Origin of the sequence: Phocaeicola sp. HCN-6420, assembly GCF_037890145.1 — a bacterium.
Taxonomy (GTDB): Bacteria; Bacteroidota; Bacteroidia; order Bacteroidales; family Bacteroidaceae; genus Phocaeicola.
In genome coordinates this window covers 150,053-174,973 of sequence record NZ_JBBKBJ010000006.1, presented here as the reverse complement: position 1 = coordinate 174,973, position 24,921 = coordinate 150,053, and the positions used below count along the sequence as shown (strand labels likewise).

Sequence of the window (24,921 nt, the reverse complement as noted above, 5' to 3'; positions counted from 1 at the left end):
CTCTCAAATCAATTCGAAAATTTTTATGTTGACGAAAGTAATACTTCAAGCCAATATCGATAAGGTTGCCAAATATTTTGAGCGCGCCGACAAGATAGTAATCGTAACTCATGTTTCTCCCGATGGCGATGCGTTGGGCTCATCGTTGGGACTTTTTCATTTTTTAGAAACTCAGGAAAAAAATGTTCATGTGATTGTTCCCAATGCTTTTCCTGATTTCCTTCGCTGGATGCCCGGAGCCAAAGATATTATCCGTTACGATAAGTATGCAGAATTTGCCGACCGGCTGATAGCTGAGGCTGATGTGATTTGCTGCCTCGATTTTAATGCTTTGTCGCGTATAGACGAAGTCGCTAAACCTGTTGCGGCAGCTCCCGGACGGAAAGTATTGATCGACCATCATCTGAATCCTGAAGATTTTTGTCGGGTTACCATTTCTCACCCGGAAATATCGTCTACTTCCGAATTGATATTCCGTCTGATTTGCCGTATGGGAAATTTTGAAGATATTACACGGGAAGGGGCTGAATGTATTTATACTGGTATGATGACCGATACTGGAGGCTTTACTTACAATTCGAATAACCGAGAAATTTATTTCATCATCAGTGAGCTTTTGTCGAAGGGTATTGATAAAGATGAAATCTATCGCAAGGTTTTCAATACCTATTCCGAAGATCGTTTACGTTTGATGGGATATATTCTGTATGACAAGATGCAGGTACTTCCACAGTTCCGTTCGGCACTGATTTGGTTGACAAAGGAAGAACAAAGCAAATTCCATTGTATCAAGGGAGATACAGAAGGATTTGTCAATATACCTTTGCAGATGAAGGGAATATGCTTTTCTGCTTTCTTGCGTGAAGATACAGAAAAGAACATGATTAAGGTTTCGCTTCGTTCGGTAGGTACGTTCCCTTGCAATAAAGTGGCTTCGGAGTTCTTCAATGGAGGAGGTCATCTGAATGCCTCGGGAGGTGAGTTTTATGGAACGATGGAGGAAGCTATTACCTTGTTCAAGCAGGCTTTGGTGAAATACGAAAGTTTGTTGCTTAGTGAAACTGGAAAAAATTAACAACCTGAATAAGCCTGTTGGAACGACTGGTTCGAACAGGCTTTTAATACAATGAAAAACATGAAAAGACTGAATGTATTAATTCTAAGTATGTGTTTTACACTGGGAGTATGTGCTGCAAGGCCTGCTTCCGAAGTTTATACTTCTGTAAGAGGAACCCAGTGGGAGTGGAATAAAGGGACAATTGTGGTTCATTCGCCGGAACGTCCTGCCGGACAGAAAAGTGTATTGGGGCTGACTGTTCCGAAAATGGAAGTAGTCCGTGTTGGTTTCGTAGGACTGGGTATGAGAGGTCCGGGAGCTGTAGAACGTTTTACACATATTCCAGGCACTCAGATTGTGGCTCTTTGTGATTATGAGCAAGAACGTGCTGAGGCTTGTCAGAAGTATTTAAAGGAAGCATCTCTGCCTAAGGCTGCTGTATATTCGGGTGAAAAAGGATATGAGGAACTTTGTAAACGGGAAGATATTGATCTCGTGTATATCGCAGCCGACTGGCTGCATCATTTTCCTGTTGCGAAATGTGCCTTGGAGCATGGGAAAAATGTAGCGGTAGAGGTTCCTTCTGCCATGAATCTGGAAGAATGCTGGGCACTTATTAATTTAAGTGAAACAACTCGTAAGCATTGCTTTATTCTGGAAAACTGTTGTTATGACTGGTTCGAAATGAATACGCTGAATATGGCGCAACAAGGAGTTTTCGGAGAAGTAATCCGTGCTCAAGGAGCTTATATTCATAATCTGGACGCTTTTTGGGATTATTACTGGAAAAAAGGAAAAGACGATAAGTTAGGATGGCGTCTGGATTATAATATGCGGCATCGGGGAGATGTTTATGCTACCCATGGACTCGGCCCTGTTGCTCAGGCACTCAATATTCATCGTGGCGACCGCATGGCTACACTGGTAGCTATGGATACCAAGTCGGTCGTTGGTAAGGCATTGGTAGAAGAACGCACTGATTCTGTTTGCAATCATTTCCGTAACGGTGACCATACTACAACCTTGATTCGTACAGCGAATGGAAAAGTAATCGAAATACAGCACGATGTCATGACGCCACAGCCTTATAACCGTTTGTATCAGCTTACGGGAACGAAAGGCTTCGCCAATAAATATCCGGTAGAAGGCTATGCATTGGATGCCAAACAGTTGGCAGCATCGGGAGTTCAGCCTAAAGTGGATGACTTGAGCTCACATGGATTTTTGCCGGAAAAGGAAATGGCTGCATTGGTCGAAAAGTATCAGCATCCTATCTTGAAAAAATATGGTGAAATGGCTAAAGAAGTCGGCGGACATGGCGGTATGGACTTTATCATGGATAGTCGTTTGGTATACTGCTTGCAGAATGGCCTGCCACTGGATATGGATGTCTACGATCTGGCTGAATGGTGTTGCCTTGCCGAGCTGGGAGAACTTTCCATGGATAACGGTTGTGCACCTGTAGCCTTTCCCGATTTTACCCGTGGAGAATGGAATGTTGTAAAAGGGTATAAGCATGCGTTTGCTGCTCCTGAGGATGAGGCCGAAGCTGCACGGAAGGCTTCAGAAGCCACATCACGACTAAAAGCACAAGGTGCCAAGGAATGGGCAAAGAGTAAATAAAGTAATAAGCCGAAAATAAAGACTTCGAAACAGATTAAATATAACGAGTAATGGATGCCTTAAACAATGTTATAGCCCACTTTCCCGAAGTGGGTGAAATTATTCAAATCAAACCTTTGACTTCCGGACTGATTAATCAGACTTATCTGGTACAGACTAAGAGCGTGACAGATCCTGATTATATTTTGCAGTGTATCAATCATCATATTTTTACAGACGTAGATATGCTTCAGCACAATATAGAAGCAGTTACCTCACATATCCGGCAGAAGCTGGAAGAGGCTCACGAAGACGATATTGACCGGAAGGTACTTCGTTTTGTAAAAGCTGATAACGGTAAGACATATTATTTTGATGGAGAAAAATATTGGCGCATGTCGGTGTTTATTCCCGATTCGCAGACGCTCGATGTGGTTACTCCAGACTCGTCATACCTTGTCGGACTGAAGTTTGGGGAGTTTGAAGCCATGCTGGCAGATATGACCGAATCCTTGGGCGAAACCATTCCCGACTTCCACAACATGGAGTTCCGTCTGAAACAGTTGCGTGAGGCTGTACAGCAGGATGCGGTCGGACGGATGGAAAAGGTACATACTTTGGTCGCAGATATAGAAAAAGATGCCGAAGAAATGTGCTGTGCGGAACGTTTGTATCGGGAGGGTAAGTTGCCGAAACGTATTTGCCATTGCGATACGAAGGTAAGCAACATGCTGTTCGATGAGCAGGGAAAAGTACTTTGCGTTATCGATCTGGATACGGTAATGCCGAGTTTTGTCTTTTCCGATTTTGGCGATTTCCTTCGTTCGGCAGCCAATACGGCTCCAGAAGACGAACCGGATTTAAGCAAAATACATTTCAGATTCGATATTTTTCAGGCTTTTGCCAAAGGATATATTGAATCAGCCAGAAGTTTTCTGACGCCTGTTGAAATAGAGTTGTTGCCTTATGCCGTAACCTTGTTCCCGTACATGCAGGCGGTACGTTTTTTGGCCGATTATATCAATGGCGATACTTATTATCAGATAAAATATGCCGAGCATAATTACGTTCGTACATTGGCACAATATACATTGTATCAGGAAACAAGACGTGCCGTACCTGAAATGAAGTCATATATCGCATCCCTGATAAAGTAAGGTTTTTTGTCTTGACGAGGAGGGTATAGGCTTGTGTTAAGGGCTGTTAATGCTTTGGCTCATCTTGAAATATATGAAGCATTTTGCTATTTTTGCGGCGTAAATAATATGAAAATGAAAAAGATAAAACTGTTTTTTGCGGTAGTTTGTGTAGTGGCTTGCTGTTTGCAGAGTTGTAATAATGGCAAGACTTATGCTGAAATGAAAGAGGACGAAGCCGATGCGATTAACGCATGGATTCTGAGTCATAATTATCAGGTCATCAGCGAGAGAGATTTTTACAATCAGGATACAATCACAAATGAGAACCAGTTTGTGCTGTTCGAGGAGAGTGGTGTTTACATGAATATCGTACAGCCGGGAGAAGGTACTTCTAAGTTGGCAGACGGGTATTACGAAATTGCTTCCCGTTATTTTGAAATAGCAATGCAGAATCGTGACGGAATGTTTGCTGTCGGTGATACGCTTTCTGGGAATATGAATTTGCTTGATTATCCTGCGTATAGGGTTAATTCCAGTTGGAGTTTACCACAGTATATGCTTTATCCGGAAGTGTATAAACTGACGATAAGTGGCTCTTCTTATTCTGCTGCATTTACGGAAAGTTACCAGATGTATTCTATTTATAGTACGACTTCTGTACCTTCAGGATGGTTGATTCCGTTGAAATATGTAAAGCCGAGTCGTACTACTTCTTCAGAGAAAGTGGCGCGTGTACGTCTGATTGTTCCACATGGACAGGGAACCAGTCAGGCTTCTAAGTATGTATATCCTTGCTATTACGAAATAACTTATAATTTAGGTAAATAATGACACTGATTAAATCGATCTCTGGTATTAGAGGTACTATCGGAGGAAAAGCGGGTGAAGGATTAAATCCGCTGGATATCGTAAAGTTTACTTCGGCTTATGCCACGCTGATTCGTCGTACATCGACGGTTGGCAGCAACAAGATTGTTGTAGGACGTGATGCCCGTATTTCGGGTGAAATGGTGAAGAATGTAGTTTGTGGTACATTGATGGGAATGGGCTTCGACGTGATAAACATCGGTCTGGCCTCTACACCTACTACCGAACTTGCTGTGACAATGGCAGGCGCATGTGGTGGTATCATTCTGACTGCAAGCCATAATCCGAAACAGTGGAATGCACTGAAGTTATTGAATGAACACGGTGAGTTCCTGAACGCAGCCGAAGGTCAGGAAGTCCTTCGTATTGCCGAGGCAGAAGCGTTCGAATATGCAGACATCGATCACTTGGGTTCTTATACAGAAGATAATTCTTATAATGAAAAGCATATCGACAGTGTGCTTGCTTTGAAGTTGGTGGATGTAGAAGCTATCCGTCGTGCTAACTTCCGTGTGGCAATAGATTGTGTAAACTCTGTTGGAGGAATCATATTGCCGCAGTTGCTTGAGCGTTTGGGTGTGCAGCATGTCGAAAAACTATATTGTGAACCTACGGGAAATTTCCAGCATAATCCGGAACCTCTTGAAAAGAACCTGGGTGATATCATGAACCTGATGAAAGGAGGTAAGGCTGATGTTGCTTTTGTAGTTGACCCGGATGTAGACCGTCTTGCTATGATTTGCGAAGATGGAACCATGTATGGTGAGGAATATACACTGGTGACTGTTGCCGATTATGTACTGAAACATACACCGGGCAATACCGTATCTAACTTGAGTTCTACACGTGCTTTGCGCGATGTCACTCGTAAATATGGTATGCAGTATAACGCAGCTGCTGTAGGAGAGGTAAATGTGGTTACCAAAATGAAAGAAACAAATGCCGTTATTGGCGGTGAAGGAAACGGTGGAGTAATCTATCCGGAGTCACACTATGGACGTGATGCGCTGGTAGGTATTGCTCTTTTCCTGAGTCATCTGGCACACGAGGGAAAGAAGGTTTCCGAACTTCGTGCTTCTTATCCTAACTATTTCATCGCAAAGAACCGTATCGACCTGACTCCTCAGACAGATGTAGATGCTATTCTGGCTAAAGTGAAAGAATTGTATAAGAATGAAGAGATAAACGATATCGACGGTGTGAAGATTGATTTCCCTGATAAATGGGTTCATCTGCGGAAGAGCAATACCGAACCGATTATCCGTGTATATTCTGAAGCTGCCACCATGGAGGCTGCCGACGAACTGGGTAAGCAGATTATGGACATCGTTTATAGTCTGGCAAAATAACGATTAAGATAGAATTTTATAGGATAAGTGTGTTACCTTTGCGGTGGCACACTTATTTTTTGCTTTTTAACCCTTCATATCTTTCACGTTCTCATAGTCAACCCTTGTGCCTTTTTAAACTCACTGGGCGATATGCCACAACATCTTTTAAAAAATTTGCAGAAGGAAGCCTGGTCTGAAAAACAAAGTAACTCTGCTATATATTGTATTGACTGGCTCGGATTCTGTAAATAAGCTTTTGCTTCTATCATTAAATATTCGTCTATAATCTGTCCAGCCGATTTGTCGTAGGTCCTTCTTGCCCTGGCAGAAAGCGCATCCGATGAAACACACAACTGGTTGGCATACCATTTTACTTCGTGATGGTAACGGCAGTTTGTACGTACCAAGTGCAAGAAGTGTGAGAGAATATCGCTCCATAGCTGTTGTTCGTCCACTACTTCATTTTTATACAGATTAAAGACAATATTCCATATCTCAAGCTGGAGTGTACGCAGCATGTTTTCCATGACTTCATAACGAAAATGATATTCTGGCTGCTTGATAATGGCTATCAGTAAGTGCAGAAAAAGGATAATTCGTTGTATAGTTTCTTCATTGAGCGGAACGAAAGGTTTTTGTGCATATTGGTAGATAAGCCCTCCGAATTTGGAACGAATACTTGCCGATACTTTTATAAAGAAACTTTGTTCTGTCGTAACGAAATATCCTTCAAAGTCTTTACTTGTTTTTATCTTTTTCCACGGATAGATAAGGATAAAATCGATGTGTGACGGAGCTTGAATCTCGATGTAATCTCCGTTCATCCAGAAATTTAATTTACCTTTTGATAGAAAAAGAAAAGTTGGATGTGATTCTTCCAGCAGGTCAGGGCAAATTACATTTTCTCCTTGTGCTTTCAGTATAGTCATTTTGTCGTTTGCTGCCAGAATTTCAACTTGTCTGTTAGCTATAGATTTATCGTTAATCCATTGAAAAATAATATTTTCTTTCATTGCTCATGATGTTTTGAAGGCAATAAATGTAGAAATATATTTTTATCATGAAAAGGGCTTTTAAGTGTTTTATGTTTTGTAAACAGAAAAATTCCTAAACGTCGGTTTGAGGCAAGTATCTTTCGGTTTAAGACAAATGATTTGCTGATACAGCCTTTTAATTTTACACCGGATTTTAACTAAAAAAGGAAGGAAATGAATAGATTGTTTTTACCGATGAGTATTGCTTCTTTCTCTTTGGCGTTGCTTCTTACGGCATGTGGTCAGTCTGCCGGACAGCAAGGAAGAAGTGAATACAAGCTGATAACAGTAGAAAGAACAGACCGGACGCTGACCAGTGCTTATACGGCAGTCATCAGTGGTCGGCAGAGTGTAGAAATACGTCCGCAGGTAAGTGGTACCCTTACGGATATTTGTGTGAATGAAGGAGCCAAGGTCCATAAAGGACAGACCTTATTCATTATCGATCAGGTTCCTTATCAGGCATCCTTACAGACGGCATTGGCAAATGTGAAGAGTGCGGAGGCAGCCGTTGCTACGGCCCGACTTACAGCAGACAGTAAGGAGGAATTATTCCGAGAACATGTTGTTTCCGATTTTGACCGTCAAACGGCACGCAACTCCTTGCTGGAGGCAGAAGCTACGCTGGCACAGGCAAAAGCCGAAGAGGTGAATGCCAGGAACAACCTTTCGTATACCGTAATCAAAAGTCCGGTCGACGGGGTGGCTGGTATGTCGTCCTATCGTGTCGGAGCATTGGTTAACTCTTCTATTACTACTCCCTTGCTGACTGTTTCGGACGACGAAGAGATATATGTTTATTTTTCCATGACCGAACAGCAGATTCTTTCGCTTGTCCGCCAGTATGGCACAATGGATAAGGCTCTGGAAGGAATGCCTGAGGTAGAACTTCGTCTGAGTGACGGGCAAATGTACGGGCATAAAGGAAAAATTGATGCTATCAGTGGTACGACCGATACGGAAACGGGAGCGATTACGCTGCGTGCTGTCTTTCCGAATCCTGAAAGAATGCTCCGAAATGGAAGTACGGCAACAGTTATTTTTCCTTATGTAAAGAAAGGTATATTTGTTATTCCTCAGGAAGCTACATTCGAAATACAGGATAAAATATACGTTTATAAAATAAATAAGGAAGGTAAGGCTGAGTCGGCACAGGTTACGGTATTCCCGCAAAACAACGGGACGGAGTATATTGTGGAAAGTGGCTTACAGCAAGGTGAAACAATTATAGCCGAAGGAGCCGGACTGATTCAGGAAGATACGCAGGTGACGGGTGCTTCACCGGAAAAAGAATAAAGGAAGGAGGGTATCATGAAACTGAAGACATTTATAGACCGTCCCATTTTGTCGTGCGTGATTTCTGTGCTCATCCTGATGCTGGGAATTATTGGACTGGCCAATTTGCCGATGGAGCAGTATCCGGACATTGCTCCGCCTACCATTATGGTTTCGGCTACTTACACCGGAGCCAATGCGGAAACGGTTCAGAAGAGCGTGATTGCTCCATTGGAGGAAGCAATTAATGGTGTAGAGAATATGACTTATATGACGTCTACTGCTACCAATAACGGGTCGGCTTCCATTACCGTTTACTTTGCGCAGGGAACCGATCCGGATATGGCAACCATCAATACGAAAAACAGAGTGTCGGAAGCAGAAGGACTTCTGCCTGCCGAAGTTACCAAGATTGGTGTTACGGTAGAGAAACGTCAGAACAGTATGGTCAAGATTCTGGCGCTTTATAGTAAAGACGATAACTATGACCAGAATTTTATCAATAATTATTTTAAGATAAACGTTGAGCCTCGGTTATCACGTATTACCGGTGTGGGTAACGTGAATGTGATGGGTGGAGATTATGCGATGCGTATCTGGATGAATCCGCAAGTCATGGCTCAGTATGGGCTGGTCCCCGATGATGTGACATCCCTGTTGGATGAGCAGAATATCGAGGCGGCTACCGGAACCTTGGGCGAAGATTCGGAAAACACTTTCCAATACACATTGAAGTATCGCGGACGTTATGAAACGGAAGAGGAGTTTGGCAACATGGTAATCAAGGCACTTCCGTCGGGAGAAGTACTTCGCTTGAAAGATATTGCACGGATTGAACTGGGGGCACAGACTTACAGTTATAACAGTCAGATATCCGGGCATCCGGGAGCTACCTGTATGATTGCCCAGACGGCCGGATCGAATGCCAATGAAATAGTAAAAGATGTAGATAAGTTAGTGGAGGAAATCTCGAAAGAACTGCCGAAAGGACTGGTTCTTACCGATTTGATGAGTACCAAAGACTTTCTTGATGCATCTATCCATGAAGTGGTAAAGACACTCATAGAGGCCATCATTCTGGTTATTCTGGTTGTTTATTTCTTCTTGCAAAGTGTACGTTCTACCATTATTCCATCGGTGTCTATCATCGTATCTTTGGTCGGTACATTTGCCTTTCTTTATGTAGCCGGATTCAGTTTGAACTTACTTACACTTTTTGCCCTGGTACTGGTTATCGGTACGGTGGTCGATGATGCTATCGTCGTGGTAGAAGCGGTGCAGGCAAAGTTTGATGAAGGGTATCGTTCTCCTTACAAGGCGACTTTGGCTGCTATGGACGGCATTTCGGCAGCTATCGTAACCACTTCGTTGGTTTTTATGGCTGTGTTCATTCCTACATCTTTTATGGGAGGAACCAGTGGAGTCTTTTATACTCAGTTCGGACTGACTATGGCAGTAGCTGTCGGTATATCTGCCATCAATGCCCTGACGTTGAGTCCTGCTTTGTGTGCATTGATCATGACACCGCACATGGATAAGCAGTCGGGTAAAAAACTGAGCTTTTCAAGTCGCTTTCACCATGCCTTCGAGGCTTCTTTCAACCGGCTGGTGTTGAAGTATAAGAACGGAGTTTCATTTTTCCTGCATCGCAGATGGCTGGCAGGGGTTGCATTGGCTGCGGCTTGTGTATTGCTGGTACTTTTTCTTCGTACTACCAAGACGGGATTGGTACCCGATGAAGATATGGGAACCATTTTTGTTAATGTGACCACACCTCCGGGTAGTAGTCTGTCGCAAACAAAGAAAGCAATGGAGCAGATAGATGAGCGTATCCGGGAAATTCCTCAAGTCAAACTTTATAGTAATGTGAGCGGATTCAGTATGATGGGAGGACAGGCTGCTTCGGGAGGTATGCTCATCATTAAACTGAAGCACTGGGACGAACGTACCAGGGCGGAAGATAACATTAATGCGATTATTTCACAGATTTATGTGCGTACAGCAGATATTAAGTCGGCTAAGCTTTTTGTTTTTGCACAACCTACCATATCCGGATATGGTATGGGAAGTGGCTTTGAGCTTTATGTGCAGGATCGTGCCGGAGGAAACGTGAGTACTTTACAGAAGTATTGTCAGAATTTTATTGCGGCTTTAAACCAGCGTCCTGAAATATCGATGGCCTATACCACTTTCGATACCAAGTTCCCGCAGTACATGGTAGAAGTAGATGCGGCAAAATGCAAGCGGGCCGACATCAAGGTTTCCGATGTGCTGAGCGTACTTTCGGGTTTCATTGGCGGTAACTATTCTTCCAACCTGAACCGTTTTTCGAAACTTTACCGTGTCATGATTCAGGCCGACAAGAATTACCGTCTGGATACAGAGTCGTTGAATAACATGTTTGTACGTACGGGTAGCGGAGAAATGGCACCTGTGGGACAGTTTGTTACACTGACCAAAGTGTATGGAGCTGAAACGCTGACACGTTTCAATATGTATACTTCTATTCCGGTGAATGGAATGCCGGCCGACGGATATAGTACGGGAGATGCCATTCGGGCGATTGAGGAGGTTGCTGCACAGACGCTTCCTACCGGATACGGTTATGAGTTCAGTGGTATTACACGTGAAGAGGATCAGAGTTCGAGTAATACGACTATTATTTTCATCATTTGTGTCTTGTTCGTTTACCTGATTCTGTGCGCTTTGTACGAGAGTCTGTTTATTCCGCTGGCAGTTATCCTGTCTGTCCCGTTCGGGTTGATGGGAAGTTTTCTTTTTGCCAAATGCTTCGGACTGGACAATAATATTTACATGCAGACAGGATTGATTATGCTGATTGGTTTGCTTTCTAAGACGGCTATTTTGTTGACGGAATATGCTTCTGCCCGTCGTAAGCAAGGAATGACTATCGCTCAGGCAGCTATCTCGGCAGCGGGCGTTCGCTTGCGTCCTATTCTGATGACTGCCTTGACCATGATTATCGGTTTGTTCCCGCTTATCGTGGCCTCGGGAGCCGGAGCCAACGGAAACCGTTCGTTGGGAGTGGGTACCGTAGGAGGTATGTTGGTCGGAACATTGGCGTTGCTTTTCATCGTTCCGGTACTGTTCATGATTTTCCAGGTTGTCGAGGAGCGGGTAATGCCCCGGCACAATCGGGAAGAGGACGGTGAAGAAGTCGTCGCTCGGAACTAATGTTTTTAATGTAGCTATTAATATAAAGTGATATGCAGAAAAGAACCAATTATATATTGACTTTCGCCATTGCACTACTGCTGTTGAGCAGTTGCGGTATTTACAATAAGTACCGGCGTCCGGAGGTGAAGACGGATTCGCTTTTCGGAGAAATGTCTGCGGAGATAGACACCACATCTTCGCTGGCAGATTTGGAATGGCATGAGTTGTTTACCGATACATTGTTGCAAAAGCTGATAACCCGGTCACTGGAGGCCAATACGGACTTGAATGTGGCGAGGTTGAAAGTAGAGGAGGCGCAGGCTTCGCTGACATCGGCACGGTTGGCTTATTTGCCTTCCGTACAGCTTGATCCGGAAGGCTCTTTAAGTAAGGTGAAGGGCGGACAAACCAGTAAGACGTATACTCTTGGAGGTTCGGCAAGCTGGGAAATCGATTTGTTTGGCAAACTGACCAATGCCAAGCGCAGTGAACAGGCAGCACTGGAGCAGAGTGTTGCTTACCGGCAGGCGGTACAGACTCAACTGATTGCCACGGTAGCCGAAAGCTATTATACGTTGTTGATGCTGGATGAGCAGATTGCCATTACATCCGAAACCATTACGAACTGGAAAGAATATATTCATAGCTTGCGCGTACTGATGAAATCCGGTCAGGCAGACCGTGCGGCAGTCAGTCAGGCAGAAGCTTCTCGTTTGGGAGCAGAGGCCTCCTTGCTCGACTTGAAGCAGCAGATGGTGGAAATGGAGAATACACTTTGTTCGCTGCTGGCATGGTCTTCTCAGCATATAGAACGTAGCTCACTCGATTGTCAGCGTTTCCCGCAGAAACTTTCGGTGGGCATACCGCTGGAGTTGCTGTCACGCCGTCCCGATGTCATGCAGGCAGAAGCCGAGTTGAAACAGGCTTTTTACGGAGTCAATCAGGCAAAGTCGAATTTCTATCCAAGTATCACCTTGAGCGGATCAGCCGGTTGGACAAACAGTGCCGGAGCTGTTGTTTCCAATCCCGGTAACTGGTTGCTTCAGGCTATCGGTTCGCTTGTACAACCTATCTTCAACCGAGGTAAAAACATTGCTAATCTGAAAATATCGAAGGCACAGCGGGAAGAAGCTTTGCTGCAATTCCAGCAAACGCTTCTCGATGCGGGTGGAGAAGTAAATAATGCTTTGAATCAATGGCAGAACGCCCGGCAGAAGGTTGTACTTGATGAACAGCAGGTTGAACATCTGTCGGTTGCCGTTCACGATACCCGTTTGCTGATGGAACATGGTACGACCAATTACCTGGAAGTGCTGACGGCACAACAGTCGCTTCTGTCTTCTCGTCTGACAATCGTTGCCGATATAAATTCGGAAATACAAAGTGTTATCAGTCTTTATCATGCATTGGGAGGAGGTGTAAGCTACTAATAATTCTCACAAACATATTCATATTTTTTGTTCCACCCTGTTCGTGAAGAATCGGGTGGAATTTGTATATAAGTAGCACAGAAATCTGCCTTTTTATTGATGCATAAAAGAGCGCTTTATTGAATAGAAACGAACCGCGTTAAATTATGTTATTAAGTCCATGCAAGCATAACTGTTTGCATATTATGTTATAACTTTAAAAATATAAAACTTTTAACCTTAGTTGGAACATGGAAAAAACAGTAAGAAAGTCATGGTGGAATAATATTGTATTATTGGCTATGATGGGGCAAATCCTGATTGATAAATCTGTTCTCTTTTATCCTTATGGACTTTTTACACCTTATCTCATGGTTCTGGTTTATATATTGTTCTTTATTTACAGCCTTGATATTGTTATCGGTCAGATAAAGTCTTCCGGAACATGTATGAAGGATTTTTCGCAGGCATATCGTATCTGTCATCTTACGACACTCATTCTGTCCGCTTGCTACATTGTGGTATTTCTATTCTTTGGCATTAAGGACTTATTGAAAATAATATAATCGGCAATTCACAGTCGGCAATGAGCTATGGAGTTGACTAATCTACCCATAGCATATCGCTCATGATACCGTCGGATATAAACACACCTTTTTCCGTAAGCTTCAACACATTGTTGCTAAGCTCCAATGTCCCTTGTGATAAATGAGGTTGAGCCATGCGGAGGCAATAGTTGTACAGTTTCTCACCGAACTGCTCTTTCAGTGCGTCGAGCTGCATTCCCCACATAGTACGGATGGTTGTAATGACAAAATCGTTGTAGCGGGTATACAGATCGAGGTCTTCTACCTCAAAGTAAGTTTGCCCGTTATTTACCTGTTCGATGTATCTGTCCAGCGAAGCAACGTTCCATTGTCGGGAGATACCGTTGTACGAATGTGCCGAAGGTCCGCATCCCAGGTATTTCTTTCCAGTCCAGTAACTCGAATTATGCCGGGAATGCATTCCCGGCAGGCAGAAGTTGGAAATTTCGTAGTGCTGGTATCCGTTGTCTTTCAGCTTGTGGATGAGTTGAGTGAAGAGCGAAACACTCAAGTCTTCATCTGCTTCTTCTACCCGGTGTTGCTCGCGTAGTTTCCAGAGCACGGTACCTTCTTCATAAATCAGGTGATAGGCAGATATATGTTCCGGTTTCATGCTGACAGCTTGACGCAGGTCAGTTTCCCAGGTTTGCAGTGTTTCTCCCGGCAGTCCATACATCAGGTCGATGCTGATGTTGGTGAATCCGGCTTTCCGGCAGCGATTGAAAGCCTCCACAGCTTGCTGTGCCGTGTGCCGTCTGTGAAGCAGGCGCAGAATATCTTCCTGAAATGTCTGGATACCCATGCTCAGACGGTTGAATGGGAAGGTGCGCAGCATGCCGACGTATTCGTCTGTCAGGTCATCGGGATTGGCTTCGATGGTAATCTCTGCTTCCGGGGAAATTTCGTACAAACGGTAGAGTGCCTGGAAAATCTGTTCAAAGTCTTTGGCTTCAAGTTGCGACGGAGTTCCGCCTCCCAGATAGATTGTTTCTATTTTTTCACCTTCCAGATAGCTCTTTCTCTGGTCCAGTTCCCGGCAGAGCGCATTGATATAAGCGGCTTTCTTTTCGTTTTGTGTCGTTGAGTAGAAGTCGCAGTAAATACAGCGACGTTTACAAAAAGGGATATGAAGATAAATTCCTGCCATGAGTTTCTGCTGTTATTTCGGGTGCAAAAATAATGAGAACCTGTAAATTTCAGCCGATGTGCAGCAAATAAAGTTGTAAGGTGAAGATGCCCTTCCTGTGTTTTATGCAAAAGTGACGAGCTGTATTCAACCTGCTACGAACGTGTCAGGAGCTCGTCACGTTCGTGTTAAGGTGTCAGCACATACGTGATGAGAACATGACACGTTCGTGTTGAGATAAGTTCGGGCTTTAGTTACTGCTTGTTCTGAATATCTTGTTGCGAATATCTTTTCGTTAGGATAAAGAGAATAACAAAATGTTAGTAAAATCATATAATATTATATCTATGTGAAAAATATGCGATGAAAAGATTGCGGAAAAGTTTAATATATTTTATATTTGCATATCACACGAAAACAAACTTGTTTCTGGAAATCTTAAATCAATGTAAATATGAATTGTTGTAAGTTGGTAAATCTTTTGGCTGTACTGGGTGCAGGAACTTTACATGCAGAATCTGTTTTTGCTACAGAAGCTCCTGGATGGGAAAAAGGAATAGTACAGCAGGCAAATCAACAGAAAAATGTTGTGACCGGAACTGTACTTGACGAGAACGGGCTTTCTGTTCCCGGAGTATCAGTGATGGTTTTGGGAACTACAGAGGGTGCTGTGACTGATATGAACGGAGAATATTCGCTTTCATTGTCGCAGAAGAAAGCTGTTTTACGTTTTTCCTTTATCGGTCTGAAATCGGTTGATGTGGAATATACAGGGCAGAAAACATTGAATGTAGTTCTAAAACCGGATAATCAGGTGCTTGATGATGTTGTAGTTATCGGTTATGGAAGTAAGAACCGAAAGAGTCTTACCAGTTCTATTTCGTCGGTAAAGAAGGATGATTTGAATAAATTGTCGAAAACTTCTTCTACGGTTCAAGACATGTTGGGTGGAACGATAAAAGGTGTATTAGTGACTCAGAACAGTGGAGAGCCCGGGGCTACAATGACAGTCAACGTGCGTGGTATTACTTCACCATACCCTATTTCTACCTCACTTACAGCAAACAATGCTCCGCTTTATGTCATAGACGGAGTGCCTATGTTTGTAGATAGTAATGCGCTGAATCCGTTAATGAATATTGCACCAAACGACATAGAAAGCATTGATGTGCTGAAGGATGCTTCTGCCACGGCTATCTATGGTTCTCGCGGTGCCAATGGAGTTATTATAGTTACTACCAAAAATGGCCGGAAAGGAGAAAAGGCGACTGTGGAGGCTGGATATACATTAAGTATAGCCAATCCGGTGAAAATGTTTGAACCTTTAAACAATCAGGAGTTCCGTTCCTTGCAGGAGGAGATTTTGCGAAATACCATGGATGCATATAATTATGATATGGCAAACTATACCATGACTACGCAATACAGCATGATGTTCGATCCCACAATATTGATGGCGTATGGAAACTTTGAAGTGGACTGGAATACATTTATGTATACCAAATTTTTGGGATTGAATGAAAGTGCATACGGTAAGGAAAATATTAACTGGGTAGATGAAACAAGAAACAAGAATGCAATAACCAATCAGTATAATGTTTCTGTTCGTGGTGGTTCCGAAAAAACAGATTATTCGTTTGCTTTCAATGCTATCGACCAGGAGGGCTTGTATAAAAACGATAATCTTGAAACGTACAGCGGACGTCTGTCTGTCAATACGGATATAACCCGCCGTATACGTATGGGTGCCTTGCTGAGTTATTCATATTCCAAGCGTACCAGTCCGAGTCAGGAAAGCATTATGATGCCCGATACACATGCCTGGCTGGTTCGTCCGGATTTGCCGGTTTACGATGAAAATGGTGACTATACCCGTCTGGATAGAGGTGCTTTATATTTTATGCCGGCTGGTTATGTGAGTGGCCCTAATCCGGTTGCTTTGCTGAATCGTAAGGCTGAATATGAAAGTGACCAGTTTATGGGAAATGTATACGTTGACATTGAATTGTTACGTAATCTGAAGTTTCATTCAGACTTTACTTTGGCTTCTTATAACTATGATAATAGTTATTTCTCTCCCAGTTATTTGCAGGAAATTTGGGTAGGGAGTCCTTACTATGCACAGCTGACGACCAATAATTCGAAGTATGTAAGTACGTCAATAAATTTCCGTCTGGATTATAATTATCATACAGGCAAGCATTTATTGGGGGCTATGGTTGGTTATGGAGCTGATCGTACACGTAGTACCGGAGGAACAAACATGTATCAGGGTTTTCCAAATGATGATAATCTGGATAATGTAGGTTCGGCACAGTCTGTTCTGATGTATTCAGATTATGTCGTAAAAAGTGGACTAAATTCTGTTTATGGTAGATTGTCGTATGATTATGATTCTCGTTACTTGCTGGAAGTTAGTATGCGTGCTGATGCTTCGTCAAAATTTGGACCGGGTAATCAGTGGGGCGTTTTTCCGGCAGTTTCTACCGGATGGGTGATAAACCGTGAATCATTCATGGAAAAGGCTTCGTGGATAGATAATTTGAAAATGCGTTTGAGCTGGGGACAAACCGGTTCTACTAACGTGTCTGACTTTTCATTCCGGCAGTTCTATACATCCAGTCAGTATGGCGAAAACTCTTCGGTCAAGTTACAGGACTTGCTTCCCAATCGTGGTATTCATTGGGAAAAGACGAATGAAGTGAATTTTGGTTTAGACTTTTCTTTCTTCGACGGTCGTTTGTACGGAAGTATGGATGCTTACTATCGTTATACGAATGGTGCGCTGGCGCCAGCTCCTCATATTCTGGAATCGGGAATGTCGAATTATTATGACAATATCATAGATGTATCAAACCGTGGGGTAGAAGTAGCTGTAGGAGGATATCCCGTACGTGGAAAGAATTTCTCATGGAATACAGATTTAAATATTTCGGTGAACCGGAATCGTATCGAATCATTGAACAATGCTCAGATTAATTCGTACATGCAGGATGCCTTTATTGTAGGTCGTCCGGCTGGTACGGTAAAGGGATATGTGGTAGACCATATCGTGCAAGATATGGATGAAGTTAATCAGTTGAATGTAAAGGCAATGGAGAATGGCTATGCTGAATATCAGTCGGGTACGGGAGTCGGAGATTTTTTGATGAAGGATATCGATGGAAACGGTACCATTACTTCTGATGATAGGGAAGTAATTGCAACTCCCGAGCCGAAGTTTTTCGGGGGATGGACCAATACGTTTACGTATAAAAATTTTTCTTTGTCATTTCTGATGCAGTTTTCTTGTGGAGGTGAAGCGGTATACAGTAATTTAGGTGAGGAAATTGTTGGAATTCTTGGACAGAGTGTAGGTCGTGAATTGTATGGAAATACATGGACACCAGAGCGTACGGATGCAAAATATGCGCGTCTTGTGGCTGGGTCAATGAGCTATAATTATCAGACCAATGATCGTTTTGTCTTTGATACTTCTTACTTACGAATGAAGAATGTAACTCTTTCTTATTCATTGCCGAAAGCGTGGATCTCTAAATTATATGTAAGTAATGCTTCTCTATTTGTAACTGCTACTAACTTGTTTACGGTTACTCAGTGGCCGGGACTTGATCCGGAAACTGTAGCAACCGGTATAACAAGTATGGGTACAAATAATGATCCTTATCCGTTAAGTCGTTCATTCTCATTGGGTGTTAAACTGCAATTCTAAAAAAAGCTGGTTATGAAAATAAATATAAGATATTGTTTGATGGCAGGTTTGCTCTCTTTTGCAATGGCTTCTTGCAGCCTGCTTGGACCGATAGACGATATTCATCCGGAAAATGTGCTGGATGATGAAACTGTAATAACTGATGCCCGGTCGGCTGCTATTGCTGTTAATGGCATTTATGAAGGGTGGAGAGCGAAAAGTTCTATTTACAACGCAATGTTCTTGCGTACGGGAGTTATGCAGAGTTCGAGTGTAAATGGGGCAAGAAGCTTTATTAATGGTGATATACAAGATAATAACGTCATTGTAGAAGAAACATATATTTATCTGTATTATATTATCAATCAGGCAAACTCTGTCTTGACAGCCTTGGATAAAGATATAAAGGGGCTTTCAAAAGAAGAAAATCAGAATTATCAGAAGGAAGCAAAGTTTAATCGTGCCATGGCGAACTTTATGTTGTTGCGCTTATATGGAGAGTTCTGGAACTTGGATTCTCAGTATGGTATTGTATTGAACGAGGCTCCTATACGTGATAACGTATCTAAGAAGCGTTCAACAGTTCGTGAATGTTATACTTCTATTTTGAATGATTTGACTGAAGCTGAAACTTTACCGGTAAAGCTTACTTCTTCTGGTACTCCTGCCATGTATTATGCAAATGCTTTATCGGCTGGGGCATTAAAGGCGAAAGTATTGTTGTCGATGGGTGATTTTGATGGAGCCTTTCAGAAAGCGGATGAGGTGATAGCCCAGGGGCAAGAGCAGGGAATTGTACTTGATCCTGTATATGGCAATATTTTCAGCAGTTTCCAAAGTACAGACTTATTGTTCTATCCGTATACAATGAATAGCCAGCAAACTGTAGCCGGCTATCGCTACGACTGGAATGCCGGAGCAGGAAGTACTCTGAAGAAAATAGCGGCTCTCTATCCGGAGGATACTCGTTATAAGTGGGCATTCGATGCGGAACATATGGTGTCATCTTATCGTATGAATAAATATCAGATGAATGATAATGTAGATAAAGTGCCGGGTAACTCTTTATATATGTTACGCTTGTCGGAAATGTATTTGGTGAAGGCTGAGGCTGCTATTCGTAAGAAAGTTCCTGATTTTGGAGCTGCTCGTGAAGCTCTTCGTCCGATAACAGACCGTGCTGGATTTGCTGCTTATTTTGTTGATAATCTTTCCGAAAAAGATATGCTTATGGCTGTCTTCTATCAGAAGTATTTGGAATTGTTTGGAGAAAATTTTGAAGACTGGTTCGATATGGTACGTTATAATAAGCTTGATGGTGTCGATTGGGTTGCAATGGGATATGTCAATTCGTGGACAAAATTGATGCTTCCTATACCTCGTGCTGCTATAGCTGGAAATGATTTGTTAGTTCAAAACCCTTAAATGAAAATACATAGTTATGAAGAAAATTTTTTTATTGGGCATGATGGCTGGTATGTTAGCGTCATGTCATACGCAAACAGACGGATATACAATAAAAGGTTCGTTGACTGGAAATGCTGATTCCGGAAAGGTTTATCTGGAACGTTCGGAATATCAGGCTGAACCGACTGTTGTTGATAGTACGGTAGTGGAAAATGGAAGTTTTACTTTTTCAGGAAAGGTAGATCGTCCGGGATTATATTTTGTTGTTATCGATTTGAACAAGCCGGGAGAGGAACCCGACTACCAGAACAAGATGTTCCGTACGATGCTGTATCTGGAGAACTCGGATATTACATATAAGGGAGATGTTGCTACGCTACCGGGCTTTTATTATGCTCCCGAACGTAAGAGCGAAGCCCCAAAGATAACGGGATCTTCCGTGCATGATTTGTTTACAAAAATGAATGAAGGAATGCAAACATATTCTGATACGCTGAATGTTTTGTCGGATCGGTATTCTGATGAATATTTGATTCCGGATTCTGAAGGTAAGGATGTCAGTGCCGTTGGTATGGAGATTGCTCGTGAAGAAATGAAATGGAAAGATAAGTTGCTGGCTTATCAGTTGAAGTTTATCAAAGATCATGCTGATTCTCCGGTAGCTATGGATCAGGCTATGTATTATCTTTTGGGCATGGAGTTCTTACCTGATGTAGTCGAAATCGACCAGTTGCAGGCTTTGTTTGAAAAATATTGGGCGGGTACGCCGGAACTGAAACTTTTTGAGCAGGCTGCATCGGCTGCACGTCCGCTGGCAGTAGGGCAGAAATATAAAGATATCGATGTACTCGACCGTAACGGCAAAACGGTAAAACTGTCTTCTCTGATTCCTGAGAATGAATATGTCATGCTGGAGTTTTGGGCAAGTTGGTGCGGTCCTTGCCGTGGAGAGATACCGCATTTGCGCAAGATACATGAAAAGTATAAAGATTTTGCCATTGTAAGCATTTCGCTGGATGAAAAAGAATCGGAGTGGCAGAAGGCTCTGAAAGAGGAAAATATGAGTTGGACTCAGGGTAGAATGGACGGTGGTATTTATGGATCCGGAGCGAAAACTTATAATATCCAGGCTATCCCGATGTGTCTGATTCTGGACAAAGAAGGACGGTTTTATAAAACTAACATGAGAGGTGCGTACCTGGATGTATTTTTGGAAGATTTGTATCAGGCAGATTGATGAAATTGCCTGATAGAATGTCCCTCGGTAACTAATTTTTAGTATGTGCCGAGGGACATTTTTTGTTAGTTCGCTGGAAACCGTTATCTTTGCATTCGCAAATAATAGGCAAATGGATAAACAGTTACGATATAATGACTTCGCCGGCTTCTTGGCTCAAAAGTTTCCGTTCAAGGTACAGAAACTGTCGGTCAATGCAGGTTTTACCTGTCCCAACCGCGACGGCTCAAAAGGTTACGGCGGATGTACGTATTGTAATAACCAGACGTTCAATCCTGAATATTGTCGTACGGAGAAAACGGTCAGCGTCCAGTTGGAGGAAGGAAAGCAATTCTTTGCCCGCAAATATCCTCAAATGAAGTATCTCGCCTATTTTCAGGCGTATACCAATACATACGGAGAACTGGAACAGTTGAAGCGGATGTACGAAGAAGCATTAGCGGTAGAAGATGTTGTAGGATTGGTTATCGGTACTCGTCCGGACTGTATGCCCGATTCATTGCTGGACTATTTGGAGGAATTGAACCGGCAGACATTTTTATTGGTAGAATATGGTATAGAGAGTACTGATGATGAAACACTGGCAAGAATAAACAGAGGGCATACATTTGCCTGCACCCAGGATGCTGTTCGTCGTACTGCCGGAAGAGGTATCTTGACAGGAGGTCATGTGATACTGGGACTTCCCGGCGAAGACTCCGCAAAACTGATTCATCAGGCTGAAGCTTTGTCGGAACTGCCGCTGACAACATTGAAAATGCATCAGTTGCAACTGATAAAAGGTACGCGTATGGCACACGAATTTGCATTGCATCCCGAAGATTTTCATTTATATGCGGTCGATGAGTACATTGATCTGGTCATTGACTATATAGAATATCTTCGTGCGGACTTGGTTCTGGAACGGTTTGTGTCGCAGTCGCCTAAGGAATTGCTGATTGCGCCCGACTGGGGCTTGAAGAATCATGAGTTTACGGCTCGGCTGAAACGCCGGATGGAAGAGCGTGATGCATGGCAAGGAAAACATTGTAGTGAAATATATAGTATAACTAATTCGGATAACAAAAATGGAAATTAAAGGAAAAGTACATTATGTAGGTGTGAACGATCGTTCGAAAGCGTTGTTCGAAAACCTTTGGCCGTTACCTTATGGAGTGTCTTATAACTCATACTTGATTGCTGACGATGAAATGGTGGCATTGGTAGATACGGTTGATGTAGCCTTTTTCGAGGTGTATTTAAAGAAAATTCGTGCCGTTATCGGTGACCGTAAAATCAATTATTTGATTATTAATCATATGGAACCTGACCATTCTGGTTCTATCGCATTGATTAAACAATATTATCCTGACATCGTATTGGTAGGAAACAAGAAGACTTTCGATATGGTAGAAGGTTATTATGGTGTGGGAGGTGACCGTTACGTAGTAGGTGACGGCGATTTCCTGAAGCTGGGACACCACAACTTACGTTTCTATCTGGTACCGATGGTGCACTGGCCTGAAACAATGGTTACTTTCGATGAAACAGAAGGTATCTTGTTCTCGGGTGATGCTTTCGGATGCTTTGGTGCATTGAATGGCGGTTGCATCGACAAGAATATCAATACTGATATTTACTGGAACGAGATGCGTCGTTACTATTCTAATATTGTAGGTAAATTTGGAAACCCTGTACAGAAGGCATTGCAGAAATGCGGTGGACTGCCTATCAAGATGATTTGTCCTACTCACGGACCGGTATGGGAGGAAAAGATTCCTCAGGTTATCGATATGTACGACAAGATGAGCCGTTACGAAGGTGAAGAAGGCGTTGTTATTGCTTATGGTACGATGTACGGCAATACAGAGGAGCTGGCCGAAACCATCGCTGAGGAGTTGAGCGCTCAGGGAATCAAGAATATTGTAATGCACAATGTTTCGAAGACTCATCATTCATTTATTCTGTCGGATATCTTTAAGTACAAGGGGCTGATTGTGGGATGTACTACTTACAACATGCACTTGTATCCTGAAATGGAGGCATTGCTGAGCAAGGTAGCTGCCCGCGAAATGAAGAATCGTGTGATGGGATATTTCGGCTCGTTTACATGGGCAAGTGCTGCTGTCAAGAAGTTGGGTGAATATACCGAAAAACTGAAATTCGAGGTTGTCGGCAATCCGGTGGAAATGAAGCAGAGCATGAAAGAAGATACTTACCGTCAGGCTAAGGAACTGGCCAAGGCTATGGCCGACCGCTTGAAAGCTGACCGTTGATGGTCTGGTAAGCGTTACGAATTTTATAGCGTAAAATATAAAGGAACCGTATTAAACTCTCTATTATAGAGTGGTGATGCGGTTTTTTTTTATTGTGCAGTTGTTGGTCTGATTGGGTGGTGTGATTGTCGGCTTTCGACAAAAAATCTTGTGATGAATAATAGTGGCTAAAAAATGTCATTGTGTTCTAAAAAACATTATATTTGTGATTATGATACAGAAATTATACTCCAAAAATAATGATCCCGAAGTGCTGCAGCACATTGTGGACATTTTGAATGACGGTGGAATAATCATTTATCCTACCGATACCATGTATGCTATGGGGTGTCACGCATTAAAAGAGCGTCCTATCGAGCGGATTTGTAAGTTGAAAAACATCGATCCGCGTAAAAACAACCTTTCCATTATTTGTTATGATTTGAGCAACATCAGCGAATATGCCCGTGTAAGCAATGCTACCTTTAAGTTGATGAAGCGTAACTTGCCCGGACCGTTTACGTTTGTACTGAATGCCGACAGCCGGTTGCCTAAAATATTCCGAAACCGTAAGGAGGTAGGAATCCGTGTGCCGGATAATAATATAATCCGTGAAATATGTCATTTGCTCGATGCTCCTATCCTCACCACCACGCTGCCTTTACGTCCCGGCGAAGATATAGAGTATGTTACCGATCCGGAACTGATAGACGAAAAGTTTGGTGAGGAAGTCGATTTGGTAATAGACGGAGGAATAGGAGGCATTGAACCTTCTACCGTCATAAATTGTTGTGAAGATGTACCTGAAATTATCCGACAGGGTAAAGGTATACTGGAAGAATAAATAATTTATCATTAAAAACAAACAACTATGTTATTATCATCTTTACTGAATGCAACTTTACTTAGTGCTGGTTCTCAGCATATAGATGTAGAACCGTTGCTGTCGAAGTTACTTGACTGGGGCATAGAGGTAGGCAAGGACCTGCTGGGGGCAATTATCATTTACATTGTCGGACGCTTTATCATCAAACAGGTCGGACGTTTGCTTTCTCGTATTCTGGAAAAGAGAAAACTGGAAATCAGTGTACAGACTTTCTTGAAGAGTCTGGTTAGCATACTGCTGAACTTGGTACTGGCCTTTGCCATTGTGAGCAGGCTGGGTGTAGAAACTACCAGTTTTGCTGCTTTGCTTGCTTCTGCCGGTGTTGCCATCGGTATGGCTTTGTCGGGAAATCTTTCCAATTTTGCAGGTGGACTGATTATATTGGTGTTCAAACCTTTCAAGGTGGGCGATTATATTGAAGGACCGAATGCAAACGGAACAGTCCGCGAAATTCAGATTTTCCATACAATTCTGACTACGGTAGACAATAAGGTGATTTATGTTCCGAATGGAGCTTTGAGCAGCAATGCCATCACTAATTACAGCAAGCAGGAAACTCGTCGTGCTGAATGGGTGTTCGGTGTAGAATATGGAGAAGATTTTGAAAAGGTAAAAGCGGTGTTGCAGCGTATTATTGACGCAGACGAACGTATATTGAAAGATCCGGCTCCGATGATTGCTCTGGGGGCTCTTTCGGCAAGTAGTGTAGACATTAAGGTTCGTGTATGGACTAAGTCGGCCGATTACTGGAATGTTTATTTCGACATGAACCAGGTAGTGTATGATACATTCAATAAAGAAGGTATCGGGTTCCCGTTCCCGCAGCTCACTGTTCATCAGGCAAAAGACTGATTTAAATTGA

The 24,921-nt window shown here is 42.8% G+C and carries 18 protein-coding genes; 16 read left to right on the top strand and 2 right to left on the bottom strand.

Going from position 1 to position 24,921, the window contains the following annotated elements; genetic code table 11:
• Positions 1-25: 25 nt before the first annotated feature.
• The 5 genes from WKT12_RS05900 (at position 26) to glmM (ending at position 6,014) form a co-directional block, all read left to right on the top strand.
• Positions 26-1,075 (top strand): DHH family phosphoesterase, encoded by a 1,050-nt coding sequence (locus tag WKT12_RS05900; RefSeq protein ID WP_021971298.1) that lies wholly within the window; start codon positions 26-28, stop codon positions 1,073-1,075.
• A gap of 60 nt (positions 1,076-1,135) precedes the next feature.
• Complete coding sequence (locus WKT12_RS05895) at positions 1,136-2,680, top strand: Gfo/Idh/MocA family protein (RefSeq protein WP_340319112.1); 1,545 nt, start codon at positions 1,136-1,138, stop codon at positions 2,678-2,680.
• A 50-nt stretch (positions 2,681-2,730) separates the two neighbouring features.
• On the top strand, positions 2,731-3,816 hold the full coding sequence (locus WKT12_RS05890; RefSeq protein ID WP_340319111.1) for a phosphotransferase enzyme family protein: 1,086 nt from the start codon (positions 2,731-2,733) through the stop codon (positions 3,814-3,816).
• Between the two features lie 114 nt (positions 3,817-3,930).
• Positions 3,931-4,626 (top strand): DUF4827 domain-containing protein, encoded by a 696-nt coding sequence (locus WKT12_RS05885; protein ID WP_340319110.1) that lies wholly within the window; start codon positions 3,931-3,933, stop codon positions 4,624-4,626.
• Positions 4,626-6,014 (top strand): phosphoglucosamine mutase, encoded by a 1,389-nt coding sequence (gene glmM / locus WKT12_RS05880; protein WP_021972068.1) that lies wholly within the window; start codon positions 4,626-4,628, stop codon positions 6,012-6,014. Before WKT12_RS05885 ends, glmM begins: the two co-directional genes overlap by 1 nt.
• An 83-nt stretch (positions 6,015-6,097) precedes the next feature.
• Here the strand turns inward: glmM and WKT12_RS05875 are convergent, their stop codons facing one another.
• Positions 6,098-7,009: a helix-turn-helix domain-containing protein gene (locus WKT12_RS05875; RefSeq protein WP_340319109.1), complete on the bottom strand. Its 912-nt coding sequence runs from the start codon at positions 7,007-7,009 to the stop codon at positions 6,098-6,100.
• Positions 7,010-7,204: 195 nt separating this feature from the next.
• Between WKT12_RS05875 and WKT12_RS05870 the strand changes: the two genes are divergently transcribed.
• The 4 genes from WKT12_RS05870 (at position 7,205) to WKT12_RS05855 (ending at position 13,457) form a co-directional block, all read left to right on the top strand.
• Positions 7,205-8,326, top strand: coding sequence for an efflux RND transporter periplasmic adaptor subunit (locus tag WKT12_RS05870; RefSeq protein WP_340319108.1), 1,122 nt, complete (start codon positions 7,205-7,207; stop codon positions 8,324-8,326).
• Between the two features lie 15 nt (positions 8,327-8,341).
• Complete coding sequence (locus tag WKT12_RS05865; RefSeq protein ID WP_340319107.1) at positions 8,342-11,500, top strand: efflux RND transporter permease subunit; 3,159 nt, start codon at positions 8,342-8,344, stop codon at positions 11,498-11,500.
• A 32-nt stretch (positions 11,501-11,532) separates the two neighbouring features.
• Positions 11,533-12,912: a TolC family protein gene (locus WKT12_RS05860; protein ID WP_340319106.1), complete on the top strand. Its 1,380-nt coding sequence runs from the start codon at positions 11,533-11,535 to the stop codon at positions 12,910-12,912.
• Positions 12,913-13,142: 230 nt separating this feature from the next.
• Positions 13,143-13,457 carry a hypothetical protein gene (locus WKT12_RS05855; RefSeq protein WP_340319105.1) on the top strand — a complete coding sequence of 105 codons (315 nt, stop codon included), beginning with the start codon at positions 13,143-13,145 and terminating at the stop codon, positions 13,455-13,457.
• 37 nt (positions 13,458-13,494) lie between these two features.
• Here the strand turns inward: WKT12_RS05855 and hemW are convergent, their stop codons facing one another.
• Entirely contained in the window at positions 13,495-14,625 is a 1,131-nt protein-coding gene (gene hemW / locus WKT12_RS05850) for a radical SAM family heme chaperone HemW (protein ID WP_340319104.1), read from the bottom strand.
• Between the two features lie 433 nt (positions 14,626-15,058).
• On the opposite strand from hemW, the gene WKT12_RS05845 reads away from it, so the two are divergent.
• The 7 genes from WKT12_RS05845 to WKT12_RS05815 all read left to right on the top strand — a co-directional run bounded on the left by WKT12_RS05845 (position 15,059) and on the right by WKT12_RS05815 (position 24,911).
• Entirely contained in the window at positions 15,059-18,316 is a 3,258-nt protein-coding gene (locus WKT12_RS05845; RefSeq protein ID WP_340319103.1) for a SusC/RagA family TonB-linked outer membrane protein, read from the top strand.
• Between the two features lie 12 nt (positions 18,317-18,328).
• Complete coding sequence (locus WKT12_RS05840; protein WP_340319102.1) at positions 18,329-19,720, top strand: RagB/SusD family nutrient uptake outer membrane protein; 1,392 nt, start codon at positions 18,329-18,331, stop codon at positions 19,718-19,720.
• Between the two features lie 16 nt (positions 19,721-19,736).
• Positions 19,737-20,939, top strand: a complete 1,203-nt coding sequence (locus WKT12_RS05835) for a TlpA disulfide reductase family protein (protein ID WP_340319101.1) — start codon at positions 19,737-19,739, stop codon at positions 20,937-20,939.
• Positions 20,940-21,051: 112 nt separating this feature from the next.
• On the top strand, positions 21,052-22,017 hold the full coding sequence (locus WKT12_RS05830) for a TIGR01212 family radical SAM protein (RefSeq protein ID WP_340319100.1): 966 nt from the start codon (positions 21,052-21,054) through the stop codon (positions 22,015-22,017).
• Complete coding sequence (locus WKT12_RS05825; protein ID WP_340319099.1) at positions 22,007-23,194, top strand: FprA family A-type flavoprotein; 1,188 nt, start codon at positions 22,007-22,009, stop codon at positions 23,192-23,194. Before WKT12_RS05830 ends, WKT12_RS05825 begins: the two co-directional genes overlap by 11 nt.
• A gap of 211 nt (positions 23,195-23,405) precedes the next feature.
• Positions 23,406-24,017 (top strand): L-threonylcarbamoyladenylate synthase, encoded by a 612-nt coding sequence (locus WKT12_RS05820; RefSeq protein WP_340319098.1) that lies wholly within the window; start codon positions 23,406-23,408, stop codon positions 24,015-24,017.
• Between the two features lie 27 nt (positions 24,018-24,044).
• On the top strand, positions 24,045-24,911 hold the full coding sequence (locus tag WKT12_RS05815; RefSeq protein ID WP_340319097.1) for a mechanosensitive ion channel family protein: 867 nt from the start codon (positions 24,045-24,047) through the stop codon (positions 24,909-24,911).
• Positions 24,912-24,921: the final 10 nt, after the last annotated feature.